Below are 25,114 nucleotides of genomic sequence, written 5' to 3'. Positions count from 1 at the left end.
TCTTGTGGACATGACGCCATCCACACGTCCCCGCCACACCATCGCCGCCGTCGCCCTGCGCACGGGCCTGTCCCAGGATCTGCTGCGCACGTGGGAGAAGCGCCACGCCCTGGTCCGCCCCGGCCGCAGCGAGAGCGGCCGGCGCCTCTACAGCGACCAGGACGTTGAGTTCCTGCTGCTGGTGAAGGGCGGGCTGGAGCGGGGCCTGCGCATCGGTGATCTGGTGCCCCTGGACCGCGAGGCCCTGGTGCGGTTGACGGCCCCGTCCGCCGCGGCGGCGGATCCCGCGGCGGACACGGCTGTCCTGGCGAGCCGCCGGCCGGCCGGGGAGAGCCAGGCGGCCGCGGACCCCGACCCGGCCCGCCGGTTGGCGAGCTGCCTGGGACGCGTGGACGGCTGCGACGCGGCGGGTTTGTGGCGGGAGCTAAACCGGGCCAGCGTGGATCTCAGTCTGCCGGCCCTGCTGGATTCCCTGCTGGTGCCGCTGTTGCGCGACGTGGGGGAGGCCTGGACGGAGGGGCGGGTGCGCATCGGCCAGGAGCATCTGGTCACCGTGGCGGTGCGCTCCCTGCTGGAAGGCCTGCTGCGCCGGCGCCAGGCGGCACCCGGCGCCCCGCGCCTGCTGGCCGGGACACCCAGCGGACAACGCCACGAACTGGGAGCTTTGATGGCCGCGCTCCTGGCCGGGGAAGCCGGCTGGGACGCCGTCTATCCGGGGCCGGACCTGCCGGCGGAGGAGTTGGCGCAGCTGGCCCGGCGGCTGGGCGCGCAGGCGCTGGCCCTGAGCCTGACTCCGCCCGTGGACGCCACGCTCGCGCTGGAGCTGGCCCGCCTGCGCGAACTGCTCCCGCCGGAGATCACGCTGCTTTTGGGAGGGGGCGCCGTGCCGCTGACCCCGACGGGCCCGGGCATCCGCCGGCTGGATAGTCTGGCGCAACTGCCCATCGTGCTGGCCGCCCTGCGTCGACCCGTCTCCCCCGCCTGAGCCCGCTTCAGCCGGCGCTGGGCGGCGCGACCCGCCGCGCCCGCCGGACCAGCCCCGCCAGCCAGAGGCGCGCCTCGTCCACCCAGACGTAGAGCAGGGGCACCACCACCAGCGTGAAGAAGGTGCTGGCGATCAGACCGCCGGCCATGGCGCGACCCATGGGCGCGTAGGGCATGCCCACCAGGGCCGCGTTGCCCACGGCCATGGGGATCAGGCCGCAGACCGTGGTCAGGGCGGTCATCATCACCGGCCGGTAGCGCTTGCCCACGGCCTCCACCAGCGCCTCGTCCCGGGGCACGCCGTCGGCGCGCAGGCGCACCACCAGGTCGATGAGCACGATGGCGTTGTTCACCACCACACCCACCAGAATGATCAGTCCGATGCCGGCCATGATGTCGAAGGGTGTCCCGGTGATGAAGAGCGTCCACCAGGCGCCGAAGAAGGCGAAAGGCACGCTGCCCAGCACCACCAAGGGCAGGCTGTAGGATTCGAACAACATGCCCATCAGCAGATAGACGAAGGCCAGGGCCAGCACCAGGGCGAAGTTCTGCTGTTGCTCCTGCTCCTCGAAGCGGTCGAAGCCGCGCCCCAGGCTCCAGCTGTAGCCCGGCGGCAGGGCCAGGTCCGCCAAGGCCCCGCGCAGCCGCCCCTGGAAGGCGTCGTCCTTGCCGCCCTGGTCGAAGACCTTCACGCGCATGAAGGTCTGGCCCTGGGTGCGCTGGACGTTGCCCAGGCTGCGGCCGTGGCGCACCGTGGCCACCTGCGCGAGCGGCACCTTGCCCCCCGGGCCGGCCAGCTCCAGTTCCTGAACCTTGTGCAGCTGGTCGCGGTCGTCCTCCGCCAGCCGCACCAGCACGGAGACGTCGCGGTCCGGGCGCTGCAGCCAGCCGATCTGGTCGCCGGAGAGCGCGTAGCGCAGCGTGCCCGCCACCTGGCTGCCGCTGAGTCCGTGGCGCGCCAGCCGTTCGCGGTCCAGCTCCAGCACCAGCTCCTCCTGTCCGCGCTCGGCGTCCAGCTCGGTGTCGATGACTCCATCCACGAAGGCCAGCCGGCGCCGCACCTCCTCGGCCAGTTCCTTCAGACGATTGGTGTCCGGGCCGCGCACGAGAATCGTGGTGCCCGATTCCTCGCTGAAGTCGTTCCAGCCCATCCGAATCTCCACTCCCGGAACCTTGGGCAGCCGCTTGCGCAGATCCTCCAGCGCCTCGTCCCGGGAGAGCCAGTCCTGTTTGACGAGACCCAGCTTCTTGCCCGCCGCGCGGAAGAAGTAGGCGTACCAGCTCTGGCCGCTTTCGTTCTCCACCCAGACGTGCACCTGGCCCCAGGCCCGGCTGAAGCCCGAGGTCACGGTGCGGATGCGGTAGCGCTTCTCCTGGGCGTAGATGATCCGCTCGATGCGGCGCACCAGGCTGTCGGCGTCCGTCAGCGTGTAGGCGGCGGGCATGTCGAGGATCACCTGGAACTCGCCCACGTTGCCTTCGCCCTCGCCCTTTTTTTCGACTTTTTGCATCGGCAAGGACATGCTGAACAGCACCAACAGGGCCACCAGGCTGGCGTCGCCACGGTGGCGCAGGGAGAAGCTCAGCAGACCCTGGGCGTGCTGCCGGCCCCAGCGCACCAGCCGGGGCTCGTGGCTGCTCATGTTCAGCGGCAGGCGCGCGGCCAGCTGGGGGATGAAGAGCAGGGCCACCAAGAGCGAGGCGGCCAGCGAGACCACCACGGGCATGCCGATCCGGGTCAGGAAGAAGGAGAGCGTACTGTTCCCGCTCATCAGCATCAGGGGCAGGAAGACCACGATGGTCGTGCCCGTGGCCACGGTCACCGCCAGACTGACTTCCGCCGTGCCGCGCACCACGGTCTCGTGGCGCGGGTTGGCCAGGCCCGCGCGCCCCGACCCGTCCCGGGCTGGATCCGGCGGATCGGTGATGGCGATGCTCTCCATCACCACGATGGCGTTGTCCACCACCATGCCCACCGCGATCATCATGCCCATCATGGTGATGATGTTCAGCGACCAGCCGGCGAAGTAAATGCTGGCGATGGTGATCAGCATGCAAAAGGGGATGGCCGCCGTGATCAACAGGGTGGGTGTCCAGCGCCGCAGGAAGAAGTAGAGGACCAGCAGGGCGAACAGTCCGCCCCAGAGCGCGCTGCCCTTCAGGTTGTCGATGGACTCGCGGATGTAGCGGCCCTGGCTGAACAGCGGGCTGATCCGCAGCTCGGCCAGTTCCGGATCGGCGCCGGCCTGCGCCAGGATCTCGTCCACCTGGCGGCAGAGCTGCTCGGTGTTGGCCGTGGATTCGCGGGAGACGCCCAGCATCAGCGCGCCCGTCCGGTCCACGCGCTGGATCCAGTCCGATTCCGGCACGTCCAGGTGCACGTGGGCCAGGTCCCCCAGCCGTAGCACGCGCTGCTCCACGCGCACCGGCAGGTCGGCGATCTCCTCCAGGCTGCGCCAGCGGGCGTCGGCGCGCAGGGCCAGCCGCCGGTCGCCCTCGCGCACGGTGCCCAGCGAGAGCGCCAGGTTGTCGCGGGAGAGGGCCTGCACCAATTGCCAGGCGCTGACGCCGTGGGCGCCCAGGGCCTGCAGGTCCAGGTCGATGAGCACGTCCTTCAGGTCCGCGCCCCAGAGTTCCACCTTGGCCACGCCGTCCAGGCGCTCCATCGGTTTCTGGAGCTTCTCCTCCACCAGCGCGCGGGCCTGGGCCGGGTCCAGGCTGGAGCTGATCCCCAACCAGTAGACCTCCTCGTCGTCCATGCCCATCCGGCGCAGCACCACGCGCTCGATGTCCAGGCTGGACTCCGCCAGGCTGCGGTCGATGCAGTCCCGCACCTGGCTCCAGGCCTGGTTCAAGTCCGTGCCCTCGCGGAACTGCAGCCAGAACCAGCAGCCGTGGGCCTGGCTGTTGCTCTCCAGGTATTTCATCCCGTGCACGGCGCGCAGGTTGTCCTCGAAGGGCCGCGCGATGCGCTCCTCGATCTCCTCCGGCGTGGAGTTGGGATAGGGCACCCAGAAGCCCATGTAGGGCGAAGAGAAACCCTGGGGCATCATTTCATAGGAGACGCGCTGCAGGGCGATGGCCCCCAGCAGTCCCAGCGCCAGGAAGAGCATGAGCACGGTCACCGGGCGCTTGAGGGAGAGCTCGGGCAGCCAGCGATGCAGGTTCACGGGCGGGCCTCCCGGGCGTGGCCCAGCCAGGTCCGCACGCGCGCCGTGGCGGTCTCCGCGAACTCATAGAGGACGGGAATCACGAACAGGGTGAGCAGCGTGCTGGTGCTCAGGCCGACGATCACCGTGATCGCCATCGGCCGCCGCAGCTCGGCGCCGTCCCCCAGGCCCAGGGCCAGCGGCGCCAGGCCCAGCACGGTGGTCAGCGTGGTCATCAGGATGGGTCGCAAGCGCTGGGCGCCGGCCTTGACCACCGCCTCCCGGCGCTCCAGGCCTTCGCCTCGGAACAGGTTGATGGTGTCCACCAGCAGGATGGCGTTGTTGACCACGATGCCCACCAGCAGGATGGCCCCCAGGAAGACCAGGATGGAAACGGGCACGCCCAGCAGCCAGAGGGCCGGCACCACGCCCAAGAAGGCCAGTGGCACGGCCATCAGGATCACCAGCGGGTGGATCAGGCTCTCGAATTGGCTGGCCATCACCACGTAGACCAGGAAGACCGCCAGCGCCAGCGCCAGGTAGAGGCTGGACAGGCTGCGCTGCATCTCAGTGCTCTGGCCCGTCACCTCCCAGCGCTGGCCTTCCGGCCAGTCCAGGGCGGCCAGGCGCTGGCGCAGCTGGGGCACCGCCCGGCCCAGATCCAGGCCGCTCAGGTTGGCGCGGATCAGCGCCGTGCGCTCCTGCTCCAGCCGGCGGATCTCGCTGGGGCCCTCGCTCAGGAAGACCTCGGCCACGGCGGAGAGGGGAATGGGCACGGCCTGGCCGGGGTTGACGATCAGCGCGCGGATGTCCTCCACGCCCAGCAGGTCCTCCGGCCGCAGGCGCACGCGGATGTCCACGCGCTGCTCTACGTCGCGGAATTCGGTCTCGACCTCGCCCAGCACCTTGTGGCGGAGCAACGCACCCACGCTCTGCAGCTCCAGCCCCAGCCGGGCCAGCTCGGCGCGCCGGAAGCGCACGTGGATCTCCGGGTTGCCGCCGCCGGAGGTGGTGTGCAGGTCGGCCAGCCCGGGCAGGTCGGCCAGGGCCGCCGCCACCCGGCGCGCGCTGGCGCGCAGGTCGGCCAGGTCGTGGCCCGTGATCTGGACCTCCACGGGCGTCTTGTAGCTGAAGAGCACGGGGTGGCCCACGCGGCTCTTCACGTCGGGCAGGTTCAGCAGGAAGGGCCGCAGGCGGGCCAGCACGCGCTCCTCGGCGCCGCGCGGGTCGCCCGTGTCCTTCAGCCGCACCGTCAGCCGCGCCAGGTGCTCGCCGCCCTCGGTGTCGATGCCGCCCTGGGTGTCGGCCCCGGCAACCAGCGCCACGCCGGCCACTTCCGGCTGGGCGCGCAGGAAGGCCTCCAGCGGGGCCAGCCGCTCGGCCGTACGCTCCAGCGGGCTGCCCACGGGCAGTTCGGCCTCCACGAAGAACTCGCCCTGATGCAGGAGGGGAATCAGTTCGCGGCCCAGCCGGGGCAGCAGGGCCACGGCCAAGGCGAGCAGCAACAGCACCCCCGTCAACAGACCTTGGGGCCGCTCCAGCACGCGCCGCATGGTTCGCGGGTAGGCCTGATTTCCAGCGCCGCCACGGTCGAAGCGTCCGCCCAGCCGTTCCAACAGCCGCCCCAGCCCGCCGAAGGCCGCCCCCAGGCGGCGCCCGCTCCAGGCCAGGCCCAAGGTCAAGACCCAGGCCAGTACCTGCACAACGCGCGCCACCACGTCCAGCAGCACCAGCACGGGCAGGCGGAGCAGCAGCAGGCCCCAGGCCGGGAGCCAGGCCAGGCTGCGCCACGCGCGGCCCGCGCGCCGCCACTGGTTCAGGGAGCGCGCCGACCGGCGGGTCTGCTCCCAGGCCGCCGGCCGGCCCAGCAACAAGGCCCGCTGCCCGCGCCAACCGCCGGGCCGCTCCGGCGCTGGGTCTGCCGGGGAATCCGGCGCGCCGGCCTCCGCCCCCCGGGCGCCCAGGGCGGCCAGCATGGGGATGAAGGTCAGCGCGAAGACCAGCGAGGCGCTGAGGGAGAACACCACCACCAGCGCCAGGTCGCCGAAGACCTGGCCGGCCACGCCTTCCACGAAGACCATGGGAAAGAACACGGCCACGGTGGTGAGCGTGGAGGCCGTCACCGCCTGGGCCACCTCCCCCGTGCCCCGGATGGCCGCCCGCAGGCGGTCGTCGCCCTCGGCCCGGCAGCGGTGGATGGATTCCAGCACCACGATGGCGTTGTCCACCAGCATGCCGATGCCCAGGGCCAGGCCGCCCAGGCTCATCACGTTGAGCGAGAGCGAGCTGAGCTGCATGGGACCGAAGGTCGCCACGATGGAGAGCGGGATGGTCAGCGCCACGATCAGCGTGGGCCCCACGCTGCGCAGGAAGAGGAAGAGGATCAGCACGGCCAGCAGACCGCCCTGCACGGCGTTGGAGCGCAGTTCGTCCAGGCTGCCCTGGATGAACGTGCTCTGATCCGCCAACAGGGAGAGCGCCACGCCCTGGCCGCCCAGCTGCTTGGCCAGCGGCTCCGGGCCCATGGGTTGGGGCGGGCCGCCCTTGCCGGGGCGACCGGAGCTCTTCTCGGCGGCCGCCGCCTGGCTGGAATCCGCCGGGAGCCCGGCCGTCCCGGGTTTGTCCTGGCCGAACAGGCGCTTGCGCAGGCTGGCCGCCACTCGCACCACGTTGGCGTCGGCCTCCTTGTGGATCTCGATCTCAACCGCCGGGCGGCCCTCCACCCGGGTCAGGGTCTCGGCGTCGCGCCCCGTGCGCCGGATGGTGGCGATGTCGCCCAGGGTGATGAACGCGCCGTCCGCCGTGCGCAGGCGCGTGTCCGCGATCTCCGCCAGGCTCTTGAATTCAGACAGCACGCGCACCACGTACTCCGAGCGGCCCTCCTTCAAATTGCCGCCCGCCAGGTTGACGTTCTCCGAGGCCAGCTGGCGGGAGATGGACTGGATGTCCAGCCCGCGCAGGCTCAGTTCGGCCTCGTCCAGCTCGACGCGGATCTCCTCCTCCAGGCCGCCCTTGACCTTGACGGCGGCCACGCCGGGCAGCTTCTCCAGCTCGAGCTTGACCCGTTCCTCGCCCAGCAGGCGCAGGCTGCGCAGGGCGGACTCGTCACCCGCGCCGTCTTGCCAGGTCAGGCCCACGCGCAGGACGGGATCCAGCGCGGGATCGTAGCGCAGGATCAGCGGGCGCTCCGCGTCATCGGGCAGGCGGACGGTCTCCAGTTTCTCGCGCAGGTCCTGGATGGAGAGGTCCATGTCGTTGTCCCAGCCGAACTCCACCACCACGTCGGACTGGCCGGCGCGGGAGAGGCTGGAGATGGAGACTTTGCCCGCCACCACGCCCATGGCCTGCTCGATCGGCCGCGAGATAAACTGCTCCACCTCTTCCGGGGCGGCGCCCTCCCAGACCGTGCGCAGGGTGATGCTGGGGTAGCTGATGTCGGGCATCAGCGTCAGGGGCAGGCGCTGCATTGAGATCAGACCGAAGACCATCACGGCCAGCACCAGCATGGTCACGGCCACGGGCCGGCTGGTAATGAAGGCCACGAAACCGTGGCGCTGAAGTGGATCGGCGGGTTCGGGGAGTGGCGACATGGAACTTCCTGGGCTGGCGGTGGCGAACTACTTCTGCGGCCGGGAGCCGGCCTTCACGCTGTCCGCGGGCTGGGGCAGGTCGCGGCCGTCCCGGCGCACCACGCGGATGGGCGAGCCCGGCTTGAGCGCGCTCTGTCCCACCACCACCAGGGCTTCGCCGGCCTGCAGGCCCTGGCGCACCTCCAGCCGCTCCTCGTCCTCGTAGCCGCGTTCCACCTGCCGCCGGACGGCGCTGCTGTCGCCGGCCACCCAGACGTAGCTCAAGTCGCGGTCGTAGACCAGCGCGCGCTTGGGCACCACCACCACGTCGTTGCGCGTGTCCGTCAGGATGGAGAAGCGCGCGTACATGCCGGCCCGCAGCGCGCTGCCGCTGTCCTTGACTCCCACCGTGACCCGCAGCGTGCCGCTGGCCGGGTCCACCACCGGGCTGATGCGCTTGATCCAGCCCTGGCGCACGCTGCCGTCCCCGGAACTGGGCGTGACGTCGACGCTCTGGCCCTGGCGCAAGCGGACCAGATCGCGCTCGGGCACGTCCAGCACGGAGATCAGTTCGCGATCGTCCACCAGGGTGAAGAGCTGGCTGCCCGGCTGGACGAAGTCGCCCTGTTGGACCAGCCGCCGTCCCACCACGCCGCCCACGGGCGCGGTCACCCGGCTGCGCTGCACGGTGAGCCGCGCGCTCTCCCAGGCCAGCTTGGCCTTGTCGGCCAGGTACTGGGCGTCGCTCAGATCCTGTTCGGGCACCAGCCGCGCCTCCGCCAGTTGGCGCACGCGCTCCAGGTCCTGGGCGGCCTTCTCCATCTCCAGCCGCAGGCGGCGCTCGCTGAGCAGGATCTCGGCGTCCTCCAGTACCAGCAGCGTGTCGCCGCGCCGCACGCGGTCCCCCTCCTCCACGCGCAGACGGCCCACGTGGCCGGCCACCAGCGGGTAGACCTTGATCTCGCCCTCGGTGGTGAGCACGCCGTTCAGGTGCAGGCGCGAGGCCATGCTGCCCAGCACGACGGTCTCCAGTTCCACCGGGACGGGCTGCACCTTGTTGCTGTCGGCCGGGTTGGACTCGCCGCGGCCCGTCTGCACCTGGCAGGCGCCGGTCAGCAGGGCGAGACTGGAGAGCAACAGGACGGAGAAGTGACGCAGACGGACGGGAAAGGGCCGGGCGACGTTCCGGATCATGGGGACTCCCTGGACTGTGGTGCTGGGGCGGGCGGCTGTGTCGGCCCGCGGCGCAAAGTGCCAAATACCCTGCCCGGGCGGAAGGGTTTCCTGCCAAGGACGATTCCGGCCCATTTCGTCCACGATTCTGCCAGAGCGTTTGGATTGCCGGCCCACTTCTGGAAAAGCAGACGCCGAACGGGCCTGGCGGGCGGGAAGGAGCTTGGCCCTGTTCTTGCAATCGACAGGCGGGAGTTCAAGTTCAGGTTCACGTCAGGACGTGTCGGCCGGTCCCTGGGGATCTCCGATGCGTCGGGGGTCGACGCCGCGGAATGCGACGACCCCCAGGTGGCTCCGCAGTGCCACAGGCCGCCCCCGGTCCTCCGCCGGGGGCGTCACTTTTCCTCCCGGTCGCTTCAGCCCAGCCGCTCGCGCACCTGGTACTCGGGCTCCTTCTGGCTGCGCGAGATCATCTCGCCGATCAGCCCCAGGCTGACCAGCTGCAGACCCACGATCATCAGCAGGATGCCCAGGAAGAGCAGCGGGCGGTTGGAGAGACCCTGGCCGCAGACCAGCTTCTGCCAGGTCAGCCAGAGGTTGATCAGCGCGCCGGCGAAGCCGAAGCAGAGGCCGGGAGCGCCGAAGAAGTGCAGGGGTTTCTTGATGTAGCGCGTGGTCACCACCACGGTCATCAGGTCCAGCAGGCCGCTGATGAAGCGCCGCGCGCCGTACTTGCTCTTCCCGAAGGGCCGGGCGTGGTGCTCCACTTCCATCTCCGTGACCCGGAAGCCGATCATGTGGGCGATGGCCGGCAGGAAGCGATGCAGCTCGCCGTAGACCCGTAGCGCCTGGGTGACCTCGCGCCGGTAGCACTTGAAGCCGCAGTTGAAATCGTGCAGGCGCACGCCCGAGACGCGGCTGGTCACGGCGTTGAACAACTTGCTGGGCAGGGTCTTGCTCAAGGGGTCGTGCCGCCGGCGCTTCCAGCCGGAGACCAGATCCCAGCCCTCGTTGAGCTTCGCCACGAAGCGCGGGATTTCTTTGGGGTCGTCCTGCAGGTCGGCGTCCATGGTGAAAATGAGCTCGCCCTGGGCCGCGCGGAAGCCGGCGTCCAGCGCGTCGGACTTACCGAAGTTGCGCCGGAAGGAGATGATCCGCAGGCGCGGATCCCGGCTGCGCAGGCTTTTCAGCACCTCCAGCGAACCGTCGGTGGAGCCGTCGTCCACGGCGATGATCTCGCAAGGCAGGCCCAGCGGCAGGCAGGCCTGGAAGATTCCCTTGACCAGCGGCTCGAGGGATTCCCGTTCGTTGTAGAGGGGCACGATGATGCTGACCCGCGCGTCCATGCTTACTCCTTGCTCATCTCGGTCACCTGCGCCTCGCGCAGTTGCAGCACCACGCGCCGCCGCGCGGCGGGCTGGCTGATGCTCATCCGGCCGGGTAGCACGACGCCCCCGGACCGGCGCTCGTAGCCGTCCAGCTGGATGCTCCAGCCGTCCTGCTCCACCTGTTCCACCAGGCCGCTGGCGGCGCCCACGCTCCAACTGGACTTGCCCTGTTCAAAGCGCCGCTCGGCGGGCCGCCAGCGCGCGCCGAGCGGCGGGCGCCACTCGCCCCACAGCCAGGGGGCCAGGCTCTCCCGCCGACAGAGACCTTCGTCCAGCACGCCGGCGGGCAACTTGTCCAGGGCCAATACCAACAGCGGGGCCAGCGAGGGATCCTTCAATTCGACGCTGACGCCCTCGGGCAGCCCGGCCAGCCGGGCCGCGCCCCAGTCCAGCCAGTCGGCGGGCCGCCCCTCCAGGGCGCCGGCGACGCGCTCCAGCCAACCGGGCAGCGCTGCGCCGCTGCGCGCGGCGAGCTGTTCGGCCGAGCAGCGGAAGACGGCCAGTTCCCCACCGAATGGCGAGCAGAGCGCCAGGCGCGTGCTGTCCGCGCACCAAGCCAATTCCACGCGGAAGGGGACGTCGGTCTCGGCGTCCTGGTACTGCCCGCGCCAGGAAAGGCGCAGGGCCGTCAAAGGCTGCCAGTTGCCCTCGATCCAGGCGCGCATGGCGGCCTCGTCCAGCCGCTCGGGCCGGACCTGACGGCCGGCGCAGCCGGCCAGCAGGAGCAGGCCGGCCAAGAGGATCATTGGCAGGAGCAGGCGGTTGGTCTTCATCCGCCGGGCCGCCGCTTGCTGGCCAGGTGCTCGGCCAGGCTGCCCGGGGCGGGACGGGCCGGCGGGCGCGACGGGGATTGGCCGCCCGGGCGCTCGCGGTCGGCCGACCGGGCCTTCTCCGGCCGGTGCCCGCGGGGAACGGGAGGCGCCTCCAGCAGGGCCTTGAGCGAGAGGGCCAGCCGGTTGCGGACCAGGTCCACCTCCAACACCTGGGCCTTGACCCGCTCACCCACGCGCAGCACGTCCAGCGGGTGGCGGACGCGCTCGTGGCGCAGCTGCGAGACGTGCACCAGACCCTCGGTCTTCAGACCCACGTCCACGAAGGCGCCGAAGTCCACGATGTTGCGCACCGTGCCTTCCAGTACCATCCCGGGTTTCAGCTCCTCCAGCCGCAGGATGCCGCCGCGCATCAGCGGCGGGTCCAGCTCGTCGCGCGGGTCGCGGCCGGGCTTGCGCAGCTCGGCCAGGATGTCGCGCAGGGTGGGAACGCCGAGCTCCAACTCGGCGGCCAGGGCGGCCAGCCGGGCCTCGTCTCCGCCCAGCTCCGCGTCCACGGCGGCGGCCAGCTCCCGGGGCTGCGCTCCGGAGACGCCGCAGCGCTGGAAGAGGCGGCGCAGGGCCGGGTAGCTCTCGGGATGGACGCCCGTGTTGTCCAGGGCCTCCTCGCCGTCGCGGATGCGCAAGAAGCCCGCGCACTGCCGGAAGGCTGCCGGGCCGATCCCGCTTACCTCGCGCAGCTGCTCGCGGCGCCGGAAGGGGCCGTGCTCCTCGCGCCACTGCACCACGGCGCGGCTGGTGCGGCGGGTCAAACCCGCCACGTGCCGCAGCAGGCTGGCAGAGGCCGTGTTCAGGTCCACGCCCACCAGGTTCACGCAGGATTCCACCACCGCGTCCAGGCGGCCACCCAGGCGGCTCTCAGTCACGTCGTGCTGGTACTGGCCCACGCCCAGGCTGCGCGGATCGATCTTCACCAGTTCAGCCAGCGGATCCTGCAGGCGGCGGGCGATGCTGATGTTGCCGCGCTGGGTGGCGTCCAGCTCGGGGAACTCCTCCCGGGCCTCCTCGCTGGCCGAGTAGACGCTGGCGCCGGCCTCGCTGACCACGCACCATTGCACGCTGAGCTGGTTCTCGGCGATCCACTCCGCCACCAGCTCCTCGGTCTCGCGCCCAGCCGTGCCGTTGCCGATGGCCACCACGTCCACCTGATGGTCCCGGGCCAGCTCGAGCAGCATCACACGCGCCTCGGCCTGCTTGTTCTGGGGCGGGTGCGGGTAGATGGTCGCCCCGGCCAGCAGGCGCCCGGTGGCGTCCACCACGGCCACTTTGCAGCCCGTCCGAAAACCCGGGTCGATGCCCAGCACGCGCCGGCCCGTCAAGGGCGGCTGCAGCAGCAACTGCCGCAGGTTGCCCGCGTAGATCTCCAGGCTGTGGAGCTCGGCCTCGACGGTCTTCTCCTCGCGCAGCTCGCGCCCCAGCGAAGGCAGCAGCAGGCGCTCCAGGCCGTCGGCGAAAGCCTCCAGGACGTCCGCCGCCCAGGGCGAATCCGGCCGCTTCAGATAGGTGCCCGTCACCCGCTCCAGGGGCCGGACGGGCTGCCAGTCCAGTTTGATCTGGAGTACGCCCAGGCGTTCGCCGCGGTTCAGGGCCAGCACCCGGTGGGGCGGCAGGTCGCGCAGCAGTTCGTGGAAGTCGTGATAGAGGGAAAACTTGGCCGCCTCCGGGCCGGACTCTTTGAGCCGGGCCTGCAGGACGGCGTGACGCGCCCCGCCCTGGCGCAGGGCCGCGCGCAACTCGGCGCGCTCGCTCAGCCACTCGGCCAGGATATCCCGCGCGCCGGCCAGGGCCTCCGCCGGACCCGGCACCTCGTCGCCCAAGAAGGCCGCCAAGGCCTCATCGCGGGAGGCCCGGCGCAATTCGTCCCAGCTGAGCGGGGCAGGCCGGTCGGCGGGACCGCTGTCCGGAACCAGGGCAGGATCCTCTCCCTCCAGCGGCGCGACGTGGCCAAGTTCCTCTTGCCAGCGCGCCTCGCCGGTCACCGAGACCAGCAGCAGGGCCGCCAGCGGGGTCAGTCCGCGCCGCCGCGCCTCGCTGGCGCGGGTCTTGCGCTTGGGCCGGTAGGGCAGGTAGAGGTCCTCCAGCTCCGCCAGCCGCTCGCAGGCCAGCAGGGCCGCGCGCAGCTCGTCCGTCAGGCGGCCCTGGGACTCGATGGAGCGCAGGATGGCCTGGCGCCGCTCCTCCAGGCCGCGCAGGGCGTCGCGCAGTTCCAGCACGCGGCGGATCTGCTCTTCGTCCAGGTCGCCCGTCAGTTCCTTGCGGTAGCGCGTGATGAAGGGCACGCTGTTGCCCTCGTCCAGCAGGGCCAGGGTTTGCTGGACCTGCTGCAGCTTGAGGTTGAGCTGCGCGGCGATCTGGGAGAGGAGTTCCATCGCACCCGTCTGGCGTTGTGTCACCGCCGGGCCCGACGCCGGGTCCCGGAGGCGAAATTCGTCCGCATCTGCGCGGCCTGCCCAAGGTAGCAGAGCCCGGCCGCTGGCGGGCCGGCTCAATCCGGGTCCCCGGCCTGCCGATCCCTGCCGGGCAGGCGTGGCGAATCTTCGCCATGTTGGGTCCGGATCTGGAAAGGAGAACCCGTGCGATTCCTGAAGAAGCTCATCGGCCTGGACGGCCGGCCCGACGAACTGCGCGACGGCGCCCTGGAAGAGCTGGTGCAGAAAGAGCCGCGACCCGTGGTGGCGGAGTTCTACTCCAACACGTGAAGCGGCTGCCAGACCGTGTCCGGTCTGCTCTATCAATTGCGCGACGACTTCCCCGACCAGTTGCGGCTGGCCCGGGCCAACGTGCTGGGCAACTTCGCCACGGCCCAGCAGTACGGCGTGCGCGGCGCGCCCACGGTGCTGATCTTCCACAAGGGACGGCTGGTGAAGCGCTGGAGCGTGCGCATCGACGTGGACGAGCTGTACGCCGTGCTGGAAGGGCTGCTGGAGCTCCCGCCGCCCGCGCCGGCCTCTTGAGTCACCCGGCCCCGGACGTGGAAATCGGACCTGCGCCGCAGGGGCAAAAAAAGTTCGGCGCAGGCCTCAAGCATTTTCGTGGAGTTCCGATAGTCGCCTCAGATCGTGGCTCTGACCCTTTGGCCGAAGGTTCAGGGGGCGGTCGAACCCCGCGGAGGGCCATCCGCGGGATAGCGCGAAGACCTCCACGATTCGCGCGGCACTCTGGGCGCGGCAGTCGCGACTGTCGCGCCTAGATTTTTATGGGCCGCACAGCAGGCAGACCGCCTGGGCGGCGATGCCCTCGCCGCGACCGGTGAAGCCCAGCCGCTCGGTGGTGGTGCCCTTGACGTTGACAGCCGCTTCCGGCAGCTCCAGCGCGGCGGCGATGCGCGCGCGCATGGCCGGAACGTAGGGTCGGATCTTGGGCCGCTCGCAGATCAGCGTGGCATCCACGTTGAGGGGCCGGAAGCCCGCCGCCCGCACCCGGCGGTTCACCTCCACCAGCAACTTCCAGCTGTCCGCGCCCTTCCAAGCGGAGTCCGTGTCCGGGAAGTGGGCGCCGATGTCGTCCAGGCCCGCCGCGCCCAGCAGGGCGTCGCTGATGGCGTGCAGCAGCACGTCGGCGTCGCTGTGGCCGGCCAAGCCGCGCTCGTGGGGGATCTCGACGCCACCCAGGATTAACGGTCGACCTTCGGTAAAGGCGTGGACGTCGAAGCCCTGGCCCACCCGCAGGTCCGCCAGGCTGGAGCCTGGCGGTCCCGCCTCACCCCTCAGATAGCCTTCCGCCATGGCCAGATCCTCCGGCCGGGTAAGTTTCAGGTTGACGCGCCGTCCCTCCGCCGCCAACACCCGGCCCTCCGGCGCGTAGCGCTCGGCCAGCGAGGCGTCGTCTGTGCCTACAAAGCCCTCGGCGGCCGCCCGCTCGTGCCAGCGGCGCAGGTCCGGCCAGCGAAAGAGCTGGGGTGTCTGCACGGCCCGCACGCCCTCGCGATCCACCGTGGCCGTGACCTGGGCCAGACCGTCGGCCGCGCAGCTGATGGCCTTCAGGGTGTCGCCGGGCGGGAGCAGGGGCACGACGCCCAGCGCGGCAGGAGTGCGCTCCAACAACTGCCAAAGGGATTGATAGAGCTCGGCGGACGCCAGGGGCCGGGCCCCGTCGTGGACAAAGACGGCGGTCAGATCATCGGGCAGGCCGGCCAGGGCCAGCCTCACGCTCTCCTGGCGCGTGGCCCCGCCGTCCAGGCAGCGCAGCTGCAGGTCGGGCGCCCAGGTGGCGCAGTCCGCCGCCTGGCAGGCCGCCACGGCCAGCCGCGCGGTTTCCGCCCCCCCACCGGCGGGATGGCTCACCACCAGGGCAGCCAGTTCCAGCGCGGGCGCCGCCCGCCGGCCCCACTCCAGGGCCTGCTCAAGGGTGCGGGCCAGCACCGGCCGGCCCGCCAGGGTCAGAAACTGCTTGGGGGCTCCCGCGCCCATCCGTCTGCCCGTGCCGCCCGCCGTGATCACCACGGCCAGCCGGAGGGGCGCGGCCGTCCGCGGCGCGCTCACTTGATCAACATGGCGTCGCCGTAACTGAAGAAGCGGTACTTCTCCTTGACGGCGGCCTTGTAGGAGGCCAGGATCTGGTCGCGGGTGGCGAAGGCGGACACCAGCATCAGCAGCGTGCTGGAAGGCAGGTGGAAGTTGGTGATCAGCCGGTCCACCACCTTGAACTCGTAGGGCGGGTAGATGAACTTGTCCGTCCAGCCCTTGTCCGGGTTGATCCCGCCGTTGAAGCGCGCCACGGTCTCCAACGTGCGGGCCACGGTGGTGCCCACAGCCCAGACCTTGCCGCCCAGTTTGATGCGGTCGTTGACGGTCCGGGCGGTCTCCCGGGTGACGATGTAATGCTCGCTGTCCATCCGGTGGCGGGTCAAGTCCTCCACGTTCACCGGGCGGAAGGTGCCCAGGCTGACGTGCAGGGTGATGGGAACCACGGCCACACCCTTCTTCTCAAGCCGCCCCAGCAGGCGCTTGGTGAAGTGCAGGCCGGCGGTCGGCGCGGCCACGGCGCCCACCCGGCCCTCGTCGGCGAAGATGGTCTGGTAGTTCTTCTCGTCCTTCTTGTCCGGCGTGCGGCGGATGTAGGGGGGCAGCGGCACGCTGCCGTACTTCTCGATGATCTTGTGGAAGTCGCCGTCGTAGTTGACGCGCACTACACGGCCGCCGGAGGTGGTGTTGTCGATGATGTCGCAGGTGATCCCCTCCTGGAGGGTGATGGTGTTACCCATGCGCACCTTGCGCGCCGGCTTGACCATGATCTCCCACATGTTCTCGTTGAGTTCGCGCAGCAGGAAGACCTCGATCTCGGCGTCGGTCTTCTCCTTGTAGCCCGTCATGCGCGCCTTCACCACCCGCGTGTCGTTCACCACCACCACGTCATGCTCGCCGAAGTAATCCACCACGTCCTTGAAGAGCTTGTGCTCCACCTGGCCCGTCTGCTTGTCCAGGATCAGCAGGCGCGACTTGTCGCGCTCCTTCAAGGGTTCCTGGGCAATGAGTTTCTCGGGAAGCGTGTACTTGAAGTCGGACAGACGCATGGCGGGAATCCTCGCTTGGCTCCCCTCCACCCCGACACGGGTGGTGGAAGCGCACCGGACAGCCTCCGGCGGGCGGAAAAATGGCTGTCCAAGGTAGGAAAACCCGGGCCGGACCGCCACTCGGGGATTCTTGCGGTCTGATAGCACTTCAGTTTTTAATAGAGAATCCAAATAGCCGCCATAAACTGCAGCTGAATTTTAACCGAACAAATCGCCACTTAACTAATCTTGCGAATTTAAATAGATTTTGATGCGTAACTTAGGTTGGGGTCTGGCATCAGCCTGACACCGCCTGGGTCCGCCGTCCAAGGTGATAGACACGGATTCCACTTCATGCACGGTGCCTGGCACCGGCCTGGCACCGGCCTGGCACCGACCTGGCACCCGCCTGGCACCCGCCTGGCACCCGCCTGGCACCGGCCTGGCACTGGTCTGGCATCGGTCTGGCGCCGGCCTGGCGCCGGCCTGGCAACGACCTGGCACCGACCTGGCAACGACTTGGCACCCGCCTGGCACCGACCTGGCACCGGCCTGGCACCGACCTGGCACGGCTCCGGGGAATCAGGCCTGCGCGCTCCGCAAGTGCGTAAGGCCCGCCGGCCAGCGCTCCGGGTGGAGGAAGAAGTAGCAGCAGCGCGCCTCGTAGCCGGCGACGGTCACCAGCTGGTCGTGGGAATCCGCCCGGAGGGCCTGGTAGCCCAGTTCGCCCACAAAGGCGAAGATGTCCTCCGGCCGATGCCCCGAGCGCTCCAGATAGGGGGCCTCCACCTCGCAGAATAGGGCGGGATGACAGCGGGCCAGTAGCTCGCGCGCGCCCTGCAGCACGAAGAGTTCCTGCCCCTCCGTGTCACACTTGATCAGGCTGATGTCCGGTTCGCCCTGCTGCTTCCAATAGGTGTCGAGGGACAGCAGCGGCACCTCGAGACGTAAACCTTCCTCGCCGCCGTCTCCAGCCCGGTGGGTGATCTGGTGCATGGGTTTCCAATTGTCCTTCAAGGGAATTAGCAGTTCCAGCCGGCCGTCCTCCCGGCCCACCGCGGCGGGCACGACCGTCACCTGGCGGAGCCGGCGCAGCTTCACCAGCGCCTCGAGGACGCGACGCGCCATGGGGGTGGGTTCGAAGGCGTGGACGCGGCCGGCCGGCCCCACCGCCCGGGCCAGGGCGTGGGTGATGCGCCCGATATTGGCGCCCACGTCCAGCACGGTGTCGCCACGCCGGACCAATTGTCCCGTGATGATGCGCATGCCCCGGGTGCGCGGGGGGAGCAGGGCGTGGTGCAGCTCGGTCCAGAAGGTCACGCGGTCCGCCCAGAAGGCGCGACCCACCAGGCGGATGCAGAGGTCTTTCAGCATCGGGCTTCCTGAGTTGGGTGCCGGGGAGCGCAGGAAGCCCCGCGATCCAGTGACTAGAATGGCAGACGGTCGGACTCCCCGGGCGCCGGACGGGGGCTGAGTCCCAGGTGGCTCCAGGCACGGGGCAGGGCCACGCGGCCGCGCTGGGTGCGCTGCACGAATCCCTCCTTCACCAGGAAGGGCTCCAGCACCTCCTCCAGCGTGTCCTCCTCCTCGCCCAGGGCCACGGCCAGCGTGCCCAGGCCCACCGGACCGCCTTGGTAGACCTCGCACAGGGCGCGCAGGAAGCGGCGGTCCAGCTTGTCCAGCCCGGCCTCGTCCACTTCCAGCCGCTCCAGCCCGTAGCGCGCGATTTCCAGGGTCACCCGGCCCGTGCCCTTGACCTGGGCGAAGTCGCGCAGGCGGCGCAGCAGGCGGTTGGCGATGCGCGGAGTGCCCCGGCAGCGGCCCGCCAGCTCGGCGGCGGCCTCCGGGGCCAGATCGATGTCCAGCAGCGTGGCGCTGCGCGCCAGGATGGCGGCCAGCTCGTGGACCTGGTAGTGCTCCAGGTGCACGACGATCCCGAAACGGGCCATCAGCGGACTGGAGAGCAGACCGGCCCGGGTGGTGGCGCCCACCAGCGTGAAGCGCGGCAGGCTGAGCTGCACGCTGCGCGCCGCCGCGCCGCGGTCCAGCAGGATGTCCAGGCGGAAGTCCTCCATCGCCGGGTAGAGGTACTCCTCCACCACCTTGCCCAGCCGATGCACCTCGTCCACGAACAGGATGTCCCGGTCGCTCAGATTGGTCAGCAGACCCGCCAGGTCGGCAGGTTTCTCGAGCACGGGGCCGCTGGTGACGCGGATTTCGCAGCCGAGTTCGCGGGCCAGGATGTGGGCCAGCGTGGTCTTGCCCAGCCCGGGCGGGCCGTGGAACAGGCAGTGGTCCAGCCCCTCGCCGCGCCGGCGCGCCGCCTCGATGAAGACCCGCAGGTTTTCCTTGTGGCGCTCCTGCCCCACGAAGTCCTCCAGCCGCTCCGGGCGCAGGGCGCCCTCGAAGCGGTCGTCCGGCGTGAGCCGGGTGGAGATGATGCGGGATTCGTCTTCGAACTCGTCCACGTGATCCTCTGCTTGTCGTACGGGCGAAGCCAATTCCCTTCCCCCGACCCCGGCGGGGGAAGGCGCCGCGCAGCGGCGGGGGATGGAGGCCAGCAACGAATGCCCCATTCGCATCCGGGGCGCTGCTTCGCCTCACTCATGCCTTGGGATCCCAGCTTTCGCTGGGATGACAGGTCCAGCAACCGTTCAGGCGATCCCGGCATGCGACAGGATAACGGTCAACGCCCCTTCTGCAGCACGCGGCGGATCCACTCGCCCACCTCCGGCAGGCCCGCGCCGCCCTCGGCCTGGAACTGGGCCAGCGCGCGGGCCAGCTCCGGCTCCGCCTGGGCGGGCTTGAAGCCCAGCGCCACCAACGCTTCCAGGGCCTGCTGGCGCGGATCGTCCGGTGCGCCGCCCGGCAGGCTCAGACCACCGGGCCCCGGACCCTGGCGCTTCTCAAAGCGATCCTTCAGCTCCAACAAAAGGCGCTCGGCGATCTTGCGCCCGATGCCCGGCACGCGGGTCAGGCGCTCGACGGACTGGCTGCGCACCACCTCCAGCAGGTCGTTCTCCTCCAGCCCGGAGAGCACGGCCAGCGCCACCTTGGGACCCACGCCGGCCACGGAGATCAGGTCGCGGAACAGCTCGCGCTCGCCCCGGCTGTGGAAGGCCGTCAGGGCCAGCAGATCCTCGCGCACCAGCAGGTGCACCCAGAGGCGCGCCTCCTGCCCGCGCTCCAGCCGGCGACTGGTGTTGACGCTGCAGGCCAGGTCCCAGCCCACGCCGGCGGTCTCCAGCACCACCTGGGTGGGAGCGACGGATTCCACACGGCCACGGAGGTATTCGTACATGCTCAGGTCCGGATGCGTTCGGCCAAGACGGCCCGGTGGAGGTGGCAAAGGGCGGCGGCCAGGGCGTCGCTGGCGTCCAGGGGTTTGGGCGGTTCGCGCAGGTTCAGCAGCCGCGTGACCATGAAGCCCACCTGGGTCTTGTCGGCGCCGCCCCGCCCGGTCACGGCGCGCTTGATCTGCATGGGCGTGTACTCGGCCACGGGCAGGCCCTTCAACCCGGCCGCCAGGATGGCCGCGGCCCGGGCGTGGGAGAGCTTGACCAGCGACGAGACGTTGGGCCCCTGGAACACGCTTTCGATGGAGAGGGCGTCGGGGGAATGCCGCGCCACCAGTTCGGCCAGGGAGCGGTAGAGCTGCACCAGCCGCTCCGGGAACTCGCCGGCCGTGGTCACCACGCCGTAGTCCACGGCCTGATAGCGGCCGCCCACGCCGTCCACGATCCCGAAGCCCGTGCGGGCCAGGCCCGGATCGATGCCCAGCACGCGCACGGCGGCCTCCGCTACTCCAGTCCGGCCAGCACGGCCTCGTCCGCCGTGAAGTTGGTGTAGACCTCCTGCACGTCGTCCAGGTCCTCCAGGACGTCGATCAGCTTGAGCACGCGCGGGGCGTCCTCGGCGCCGGTGTCGCAGAGGGTCTTGGCCTTCAGGGTGGGGCTGTACTCTTTGACCTCGAGCTTGTTGGCCACCACGGCCAGGCGCACGGCCTCCAGCGACTCCAGCGGGCAGTAGATCTCCCAGACCTCGTCGCCGTCTTCGAGGTTCTCGGCGCCGGCGTCCATCACCATCAGCATCAGGTCGTCTTCGCTGGTGTTGCCTTTGGCCACGCTCAGGTAGCCCAGCCGCTCGAAGTTCCAGGAGACCGCGCCGCTCTCGGCCATGTTGCCGTTGTTGCGCGAAAAGGCGTGGCGCACCTCGCCCACCGTGCGGTTGCGGTTGTCCGTCATGCACTCCACGATGAAGGCCACGCCGCCCGGGCCGTAGCCCTCGTAGGTGATCTCTTCATAGTGCACGCCGTCCGCCTCCCCCGAGCCCTTGGCGATGGCGCGCTCGATGTTGGTGGTGGGCATGCTGTTGGAGCGGGCCTTGTTGAGGGCCAGCCGCAGCCGCGGGTTGGCGTCCTCGTCCGCGCCGCCCGTGCGCACGGCGACGGTGATCTCCTTGACCAGTTTGGAGAAGATCTTGCCGCGCTTGGCGTCCAGCGCGCCCTTCTTCCGCTTGATGGTGGACCACTTGGAATGACCCGACATGAGACCTCCTGACACCGTCCTTGCTGTTTGAAGCCGGGAAAGAGTAGCGAAATCGGCCTCCGGGCACAACACACACGCTGGCCGCGCGGGCTCTCGCGCTGCCGCGCGGGCGGACTCAAGTCCCGGGAATGGGCTGCGCTGTGCGTCCCTTCCCCCTGCAAGGTGGGCGGACTCAAGTCCCGGCAATGGGCTGCGCTGTGCGTCCCTTCCCCCTGCAAGGGGGAAGGTTAGGATGGGGGTTCAACGCGCCTTGCTCATCAGCCGGAGCCCTTGTTTTCCACCTTTCTGCTGGCGCCAGAAAGGTGGAGCCAAAGAGGCGCTTTTTCTCACCCGCCAGAGTCAGGCCACCTCGCGGTGGCCTTCCGCTGGCGGCAGTTTGGCCTTCCTGCAACCGTGTAGTTGGTTCCGCCTGACGGCGTCACCACCTGGTTCTGGTTCAGTCCTGCGGGCTTCACCTCACGCATCCATTTCGTCATCCCCCGGCTTGACCGGGGGATCCCATGGCCTGGGCGAGGCGAAGCCAATTCCCTTCCCTCGCGCCCCGCGGTGGGATGGGGGGTGCTCAACCCCCAAGTCCGCCCGTCTTCGAGCCTTCGAGTCTTCGTGCCCAAGCAGATCCTCGGACGCGTCACGCGCAACCCAGGCCAAGACCTTTCCGGCCTCTGCGCCTCTGTGACTCTGTGGTAAACGCCTAGCGCGAGAGGTCAGCGGAGCAGGGTGATCGAGCGGCTGGCGCGTTGCCCGGCCACGTCCAGAGTGACGACGTAGAGGCCGCTGGCCAGTCCGGCGCCGTCCAGCACGATGTCCTGCCGACCGGCCACGAGGGGAGCGTTGACCAGCACGGCCACTTCCTGGCCCAGCAGGTTGTGCACGCTAAGCCGCACGTGGGCTGGGCGGCGCAGCAGGAAGGGGATGTGGATCGCCGGGTTGAAGGGATTGGGATAAGGCGCGCCCAGCGAAAAGACGCCGGGCCGGGCGGTGGGCTCCCAGTCCGGCAGCGCGCTCCAGGTCGTGTCCCGCAGGGCGGCGTGCGGACCGCCCGTGAAGCCCATGTCGTTGCGCAGATTGCCCAGGCTGGGCCAGAGCGGGAAGCCGGGGTTAGCGGGATCCTCCGGGTCATTGTAGGCAGGTTCTGGGTTGCCGGCATCGATACAGGGGGATTCCAGGGCCAGGAAGGGTGCACCCAACTGGCTGTCGAAGCGCGGATCGGCCACCAGATTGCCCGTCCCGGGCAAGGTCTCCTGAGCCAGGCAATGGTCCCAGCTGACTGTACCGCCCGAACCGGTGAAGGCCAAGGGCCCCGAGTTGTTGTCCCAGAACAGGCTGTTGCGGAACAGGGCCTGAGCCCCCCCATCGAGTTTGATCGGGTGGCGCAGGCCGTCGCAGCCGCTGATCGTCACGTTCTCCAGGACCGGGTTCGAACCCAGCCCCAACGCATACTGGTTGAAGAGATCCGCATCCTGGGGTTGAAGCTCATCGTCGGCAACGTCCACATTCGAGATCTGGAGATTGGTAACGCTACCGTTGGAGTTGACGTAAAGTCCTTGTCGCCCCACATTGCGAACGATTACATTGGATACCGGACCTTCGTGAGCAAAGGCGTACATACCTCCGTCATCACAATCTTCTATAAGAATATTCTCGATCGTACTATAGTCATGAGAACTGGCGAACACCACGCAGCCCGGCCTGCTTTGGGACAGCAAATCACCCACCCATTCTGGACACCAGTTGGGTTGTCGACTGTTGCGGATGATCACATTCTTCATCCGCAACGTATCCATGCCAGTAACGTGAAGCTCGCGACCCCAGTTCTCTCGGGGCGCCCATGAGGCCGGGAGCTGGTAATCGTCTAAATCCTCAACGAGGTTGTTCTCACAAAGAGCATTCTCGATTCGAATATTCTCGCCATACCAAATGTTCATCATGGATCCAACGGAAAGGTAGTATCCGCTGCTTTGACCCACATCAGGATCCCCTGCTATAATAACCCGATTGTCATGAATATGCGCACCCAGCAGATTGATTCTACGGAGCATTACAATGGGGGAATGCGATATTTCATGTATCAAACTATCCCCTCGAACATTGTTATCAACATGTAGATTGCGCATTATACTACCATTATCGGCCCGGCAGTATATTCCGGCAGTAATTCCCGAGGTTGGATTGCGAGTATGATGGATGTGGAGGCTATCTATTTCCAACTTCGGGCCGCCTGAGTTTATAAGTAACGCTTCGCTCAAAGTGGTATTTAGCAGTTCCAAGTTATGAACCGTGCCAAATGTTGTGTCTGCGCCAACTTGGACGAAATCGAGTGTCAACCCGCAACCATCCAACTTAACGTTGGTGACCTTTCCGGCATTTCGAGTCCTGGTCCTTCCCATCCAATACAAGCGCGAGTTATTGCAATTGAACACATGCACGTTCGAAAGAGCTAATGTATCAAGCGCCAATGATTGATTTCGCATAACGAACATGCCCAACCCGCCACCATCGAAGCGGAACCCATCGACAATGACTCGTCCGTACTCCTGTGAGATCAGAATGGCGTCGGATCCATTCTCTTGAGGAGTGTCCACCACACACCCCCGGCAGTGTATGTTCTTCATAACTAAGTCGCCATGTACTGACCACCCGCTGCATTCTACCCCTTTGAAGAGAATGGACGCCATTCGCGGCGCTCGGCAATCGGCGAAGACCAAATCCGTTAGGGTGGCGCTGACGTCTGCCTGCATGTTCACCGCTCCAGCACGATCGCAGTACCCGGCACCACCGGTTTGCTGTCCTTGTCCGCGCCAGAAAGTGAAGCCCGTCACTGTCAGCATGCCCGGTTCCAGCGTGTTCACATTCAGGATGGTCCCCGCGTACTGGCCGTCCAGCACGCTCTCCACGATATCCGTGGAATCCTGGCTGAACAGGTAGTGGGAGCAGAAGAGGATGGAGTGGACGGGGCTTTCCAGCAGGCCCATCCAAGTCCCGCGCGCCACCAGGACGGTGTCGCCCTCTGCGCTGGCATCGAAGGCAGCTTGGATGCCGGCATGGTCGGCAGGCACACGCAGAATCGCCGCTTGCACCGGCAAGGCAACGAGCAACGACAGAGAGAGCCAGAGGGGCAGTCGCACGGGAGAACCTCCAAAAGTGGCCGGAGTAGCCGGGGAGGGGCAAACAGCACGGGCCAAAGGTACGGATCCAGTTGCGCCTCGGAGTGTCCACGCAGCGTGGCGAACGAGATGTGAAGGTCAGGTGATGCACCTAAGGTCAGGTGATGCACCTGACCTTTCGGCTCGATCTGCCCCGTGCGCTGGACAAACCCCGAAAGTGGTGTCAGGCACGGTGCCAGACTCCGTTTTGGCATGCCCCCATCCCCCGCCGCTTCGCGACGCCTTCCCCCTCGGGGCGAGGGGGAAGGGAGTTGGCTTCGCCTCGCGTGTCGCAATTCACCTTCGAGCCTTCGCGACTTCGTGCGCACCTCAACTCACAGGCGCCCCCACCCCGACCCCGGCCAAGACCAACTCAGCCACTGTGTCCCTGTGTCTTTGTGTTGAATCCCATTTCAAAACCACCCCCACAACGAGCCCAGCCCTCAACACAAACATCCCGGCATGCACCGGGATGTGGAGCGAGCAACAGGATGAAGCCGAGCGCTCAGTTCATGCGCGTCTGCCGGGAGTGCAGCCAGGAGAGGGCCTGGCTGACCATGCCCAGCAGATCCAGGAACTCGGGCTGGGTCAGGCGAAAGACGAAGCTGTCGCAGTGGATGTAGACGCGGCCGTCCTGGGCGTGGCGCTCGAAGTCCCGCGCGATGCCCAGCAGCAGCTCGGAGAGCCGGCTCAGGCTGCGCTGGGTCAGGGGCAGCAGCACGGGACCCAGGCCCAGCACCAGCCGCCGCTCGTCGAAAAAGATGATCTGGTTGCCGCCTTCGGCGTGGGAAATGACTTGCCTGGTTTGCACGGGCTGCCCCCAGTTGGACTCTGGCCCGG

The 25,114-nt window shown here is 68.7% G+C and carries 18 protein-coding genes; 3 read left to right on the top strand and 15 right to left on the bottom strand.

Annotated elements, in window-relative coordinates:
• Positions 1-10: 10 nt before the first annotated feature.
• Positions 11-985, top strand: a complete 975-nt coding sequence (locus tag WC326_09595) for a MerR family transcriptional regulator (GenBank protein ID MFA7331311.1) — start codon at positions 11-13, stop codon at positions 983-985.
• A gap of 7 nt (positions 986-992) precedes the next feature.
• Here the strand turns inward: WC326_09595 and WC326_09590 are convergent, their stop codons facing one another.
• The 6 genes from WC326_09590 to WC326_09565 form a co-directional block, all read right to left on the bottom strand.
• On the bottom strand, positions 993-4,154 hold the full coding sequence (locus WC326_09590; GenBank protein ID MFA7331310.1) for an efflux RND transporter permease subunit: 3,162 nt from the start codon (positions 4,152-4,154) through the stop codon (positions 993-995).
• Complete coding sequence (locus tag WC326_09585; protein ID MFA7331309.1) at positions 4,151-7,723, bottom strand: efflux RND transporter permease subunit; 3,573 nt, start codon at positions 7,721-7,723, stop codon at positions 4,151-4,153. The genes WC326_09590 and WC326_09585 overlap by 4 nt, the downstream gene beginning before the upstream one ends.
• A 27-nt stretch (positions 7,724-7,750) precedes the next feature.
• Positions 7,751-8,896, bottom strand: a complete 1,146-nt coding sequence (locus WC326_09580; GenBank protein MFA7331308.1) for an efflux RND transporter periplasmic adaptor subunit — start codon at positions 8,894-8,896, stop codon at positions 7,751-7,753.
• Between the two features lie 395 nt (positions 8,897-9,291).
• Complete coding sequence (locus tag WC326_09575) at positions 9,292-10,221, bottom strand: glycosyltransferase family 2 protein (protein ID MFA7331307.1); 930 nt, start codon at positions 10,219-10,221, stop codon at positions 9,292-9,294.
• A 2-nt stretch (positions 10,222-10,223) separates the two neighbouring features.
• A complete protein-coding gene (locus WC326_09570; protein ID MFA7331306.1) occupies positions 10,224-11,036 on the bottom strand; it encodes a hypothetical protein in 813 nt (270 codons plus the stop codon).
• A complete protein-coding gene (locus WC326_09565) occupies positions 11,033-13,462 on the bottom strand; it encodes a Tex family protein (GenBank protein ID MFA7331305.1) in 2,430 nt (809 codons plus the stop codon). The genes WC326_09570 and WC326_09565 overlap by 4 nt, the downstream gene beginning before the upstream one ends.
• A gap of 204 nt (positions 13,463-13,666) precedes the next feature.
• Here WC326_09565 and WC326_09560 point away from each other — a divergent pair, with 204 nt between their 5' ends.
• Together WC326_09560 and WC326_09555 are read left to right on the top strand one after the other, a co-directional pair.
• The gene (locus WC326_09560; protein MFA7331304.1) at positions 13,667-13,792 is read left to right on the top strand and encodes a hypothetical protein; all 126 of its coding nucleotides are present in this window, start codon (positions 13,667-13,669) and stop codon (positions 13,790-13,792) included.
• 15 nt (positions 13,793-13,807) lie between these two features.
• Positions 13,808-14,047: a thioredoxin family protein gene (locus WC326_09555; protein ID MFA7331303.1), complete on the top strand. Its 240-nt coding sequence runs from the start codon at positions 13,808-13,810 to the stop codon at positions 14,045-14,047.
• A 240-nt stretch (positions 14,048-14,287) separates the two neighbouring features.
• Here the strand turns inward: WC326_09555 and ispF are convergent, their stop codons facing one another.
• The 9 genes from ispF to WC326_09510 all read right to left on the bottom strand — a co-directional run bounded on the left by ispF (position 14,288) and on the right by WC326_09510 (position 25,085).
• Complete coding sequence (ispF, locus tag WC326_09550) at positions 14,288-15,574, bottom strand: 2-C-methyl-D-erythritol 2,4-cyclodiphosphate synthase (GenBank protein MFA7331302.1); 1,287 nt, start codon at positions 15,572-15,574, stop codon at positions 14,288-14,290.
• Positions 15,571-16,605 carry a tRNA preQ1(34) S-adenosylmethionine ribosyltransferase-isomerase QueA gene (queA, locus tag WC326_09545; GenBank protein ID MFA7331301.1) on the bottom strand — a complete coding sequence of 345 codons (1,035 nt, stop codon included), beginning with the start codon at positions 16,603-16,605 and terminating at the stop codon, positions 15,571-15,573. Before queA ends, ispF begins: the two co-directional genes overlap by 4 nt.
• Before the next feature lie 561 nt (positions 16,606-17,166).
• Positions 17,167-17,958: an FkbM family methyltransferase gene (locus tag WC326_09540; protein MFA7331300.1), complete on the bottom strand. Its 792-nt coding sequence runs from the start codon at positions 17,956-17,958 to the stop codon at positions 17,167-17,169.
• Between the two features lie 53 nt (positions 17,959-18,011).
• The gene (gene ruvB / locus WC326_09535) at positions 18,012-19,052 is read right to left on the bottom strand and encodes a Holliday junction branch migration DNA helicase RuvB (GenBank protein MFA7331299.1); all 1,041 of its coding nucleotides are present in this window, start codon (positions 19,050-19,052) and stop codon (positions 18,012-18,014) included.
• Between the two features lie 218 nt (positions 19,053-19,270).
• Positions 19,271-19,885: a Holliday junction branch migration protein RuvA gene (gene ruvA / locus WC326_09530; GenBank protein MFA7331298.1), complete on the bottom strand. Its 615-nt coding sequence runs from the start codon at positions 19,883-19,885 to the stop codon at positions 19,271-19,273.
• A 2-nt stretch (positions 19,886-19,887) separates the two neighbouring features.
• Positions 19,888-20,373 (bottom strand): crossover junction endodeoxyribonuclease RuvC, encoded by a 486-nt coding sequence (gene ruvC, locus WC326_09525; GenBank protein MFA7331297.1) that lies wholly within the window; start codon positions 20,371-20,373, stop codon positions 19,888-19,890.
• Between the two features lie 11 nt (positions 20,374-20,384).
• Positions 20,385-21,131 carry a YebC/PmpR family DNA-binding transcriptional regulator gene (locus WC326_09520; GenBank protein MFA7331296.1) on the bottom strand — a complete coding sequence of 249 codons (747 nt, stop codon included), beginning with the start codon at positions 21,129-21,131 and terminating at the stop codon, positions 20,385-20,387.
• A 704-nt stretch (positions 21,132-21,835) separates the two neighbouring features.
• On the bottom strand, positions 21,836-24,256 hold the full coding sequence (locus WC326_09515) for a hypothetical protein (protein MFA7331295.1): 2,421 nt from the start codon (positions 24,254-24,256) through the stop codon (positions 21,836-21,838).
• Between the two features lie 523 nt (positions 24,257-24,779).
• Positions 24,780-25,085: a hypothetical protein gene (locus tag WC326_09510; protein MFA7331294.1), complete on the bottom strand. Its 306-nt coding sequence runs from the start codon at positions 25,083-25,085 to the stop codon at positions 24,780-24,782.
• Between the last annotated feature and the right edge of the window lie 29 nt (positions 25,086-25,114).

This window comes from Candidatus Delongbacteria bacterium (assembly GCA_041675285.1).
Taxonomy (GTDB): domain Bacteria; phylum CAIWAD01; class CAIWAD01; order CAIWAD01; family CAIWAD01; genus CAIWAD01.
Note: the sequence above shows the minus strand (reverse complement) of the source record. Positions and strands in the feature narration are given on the sequence as shown.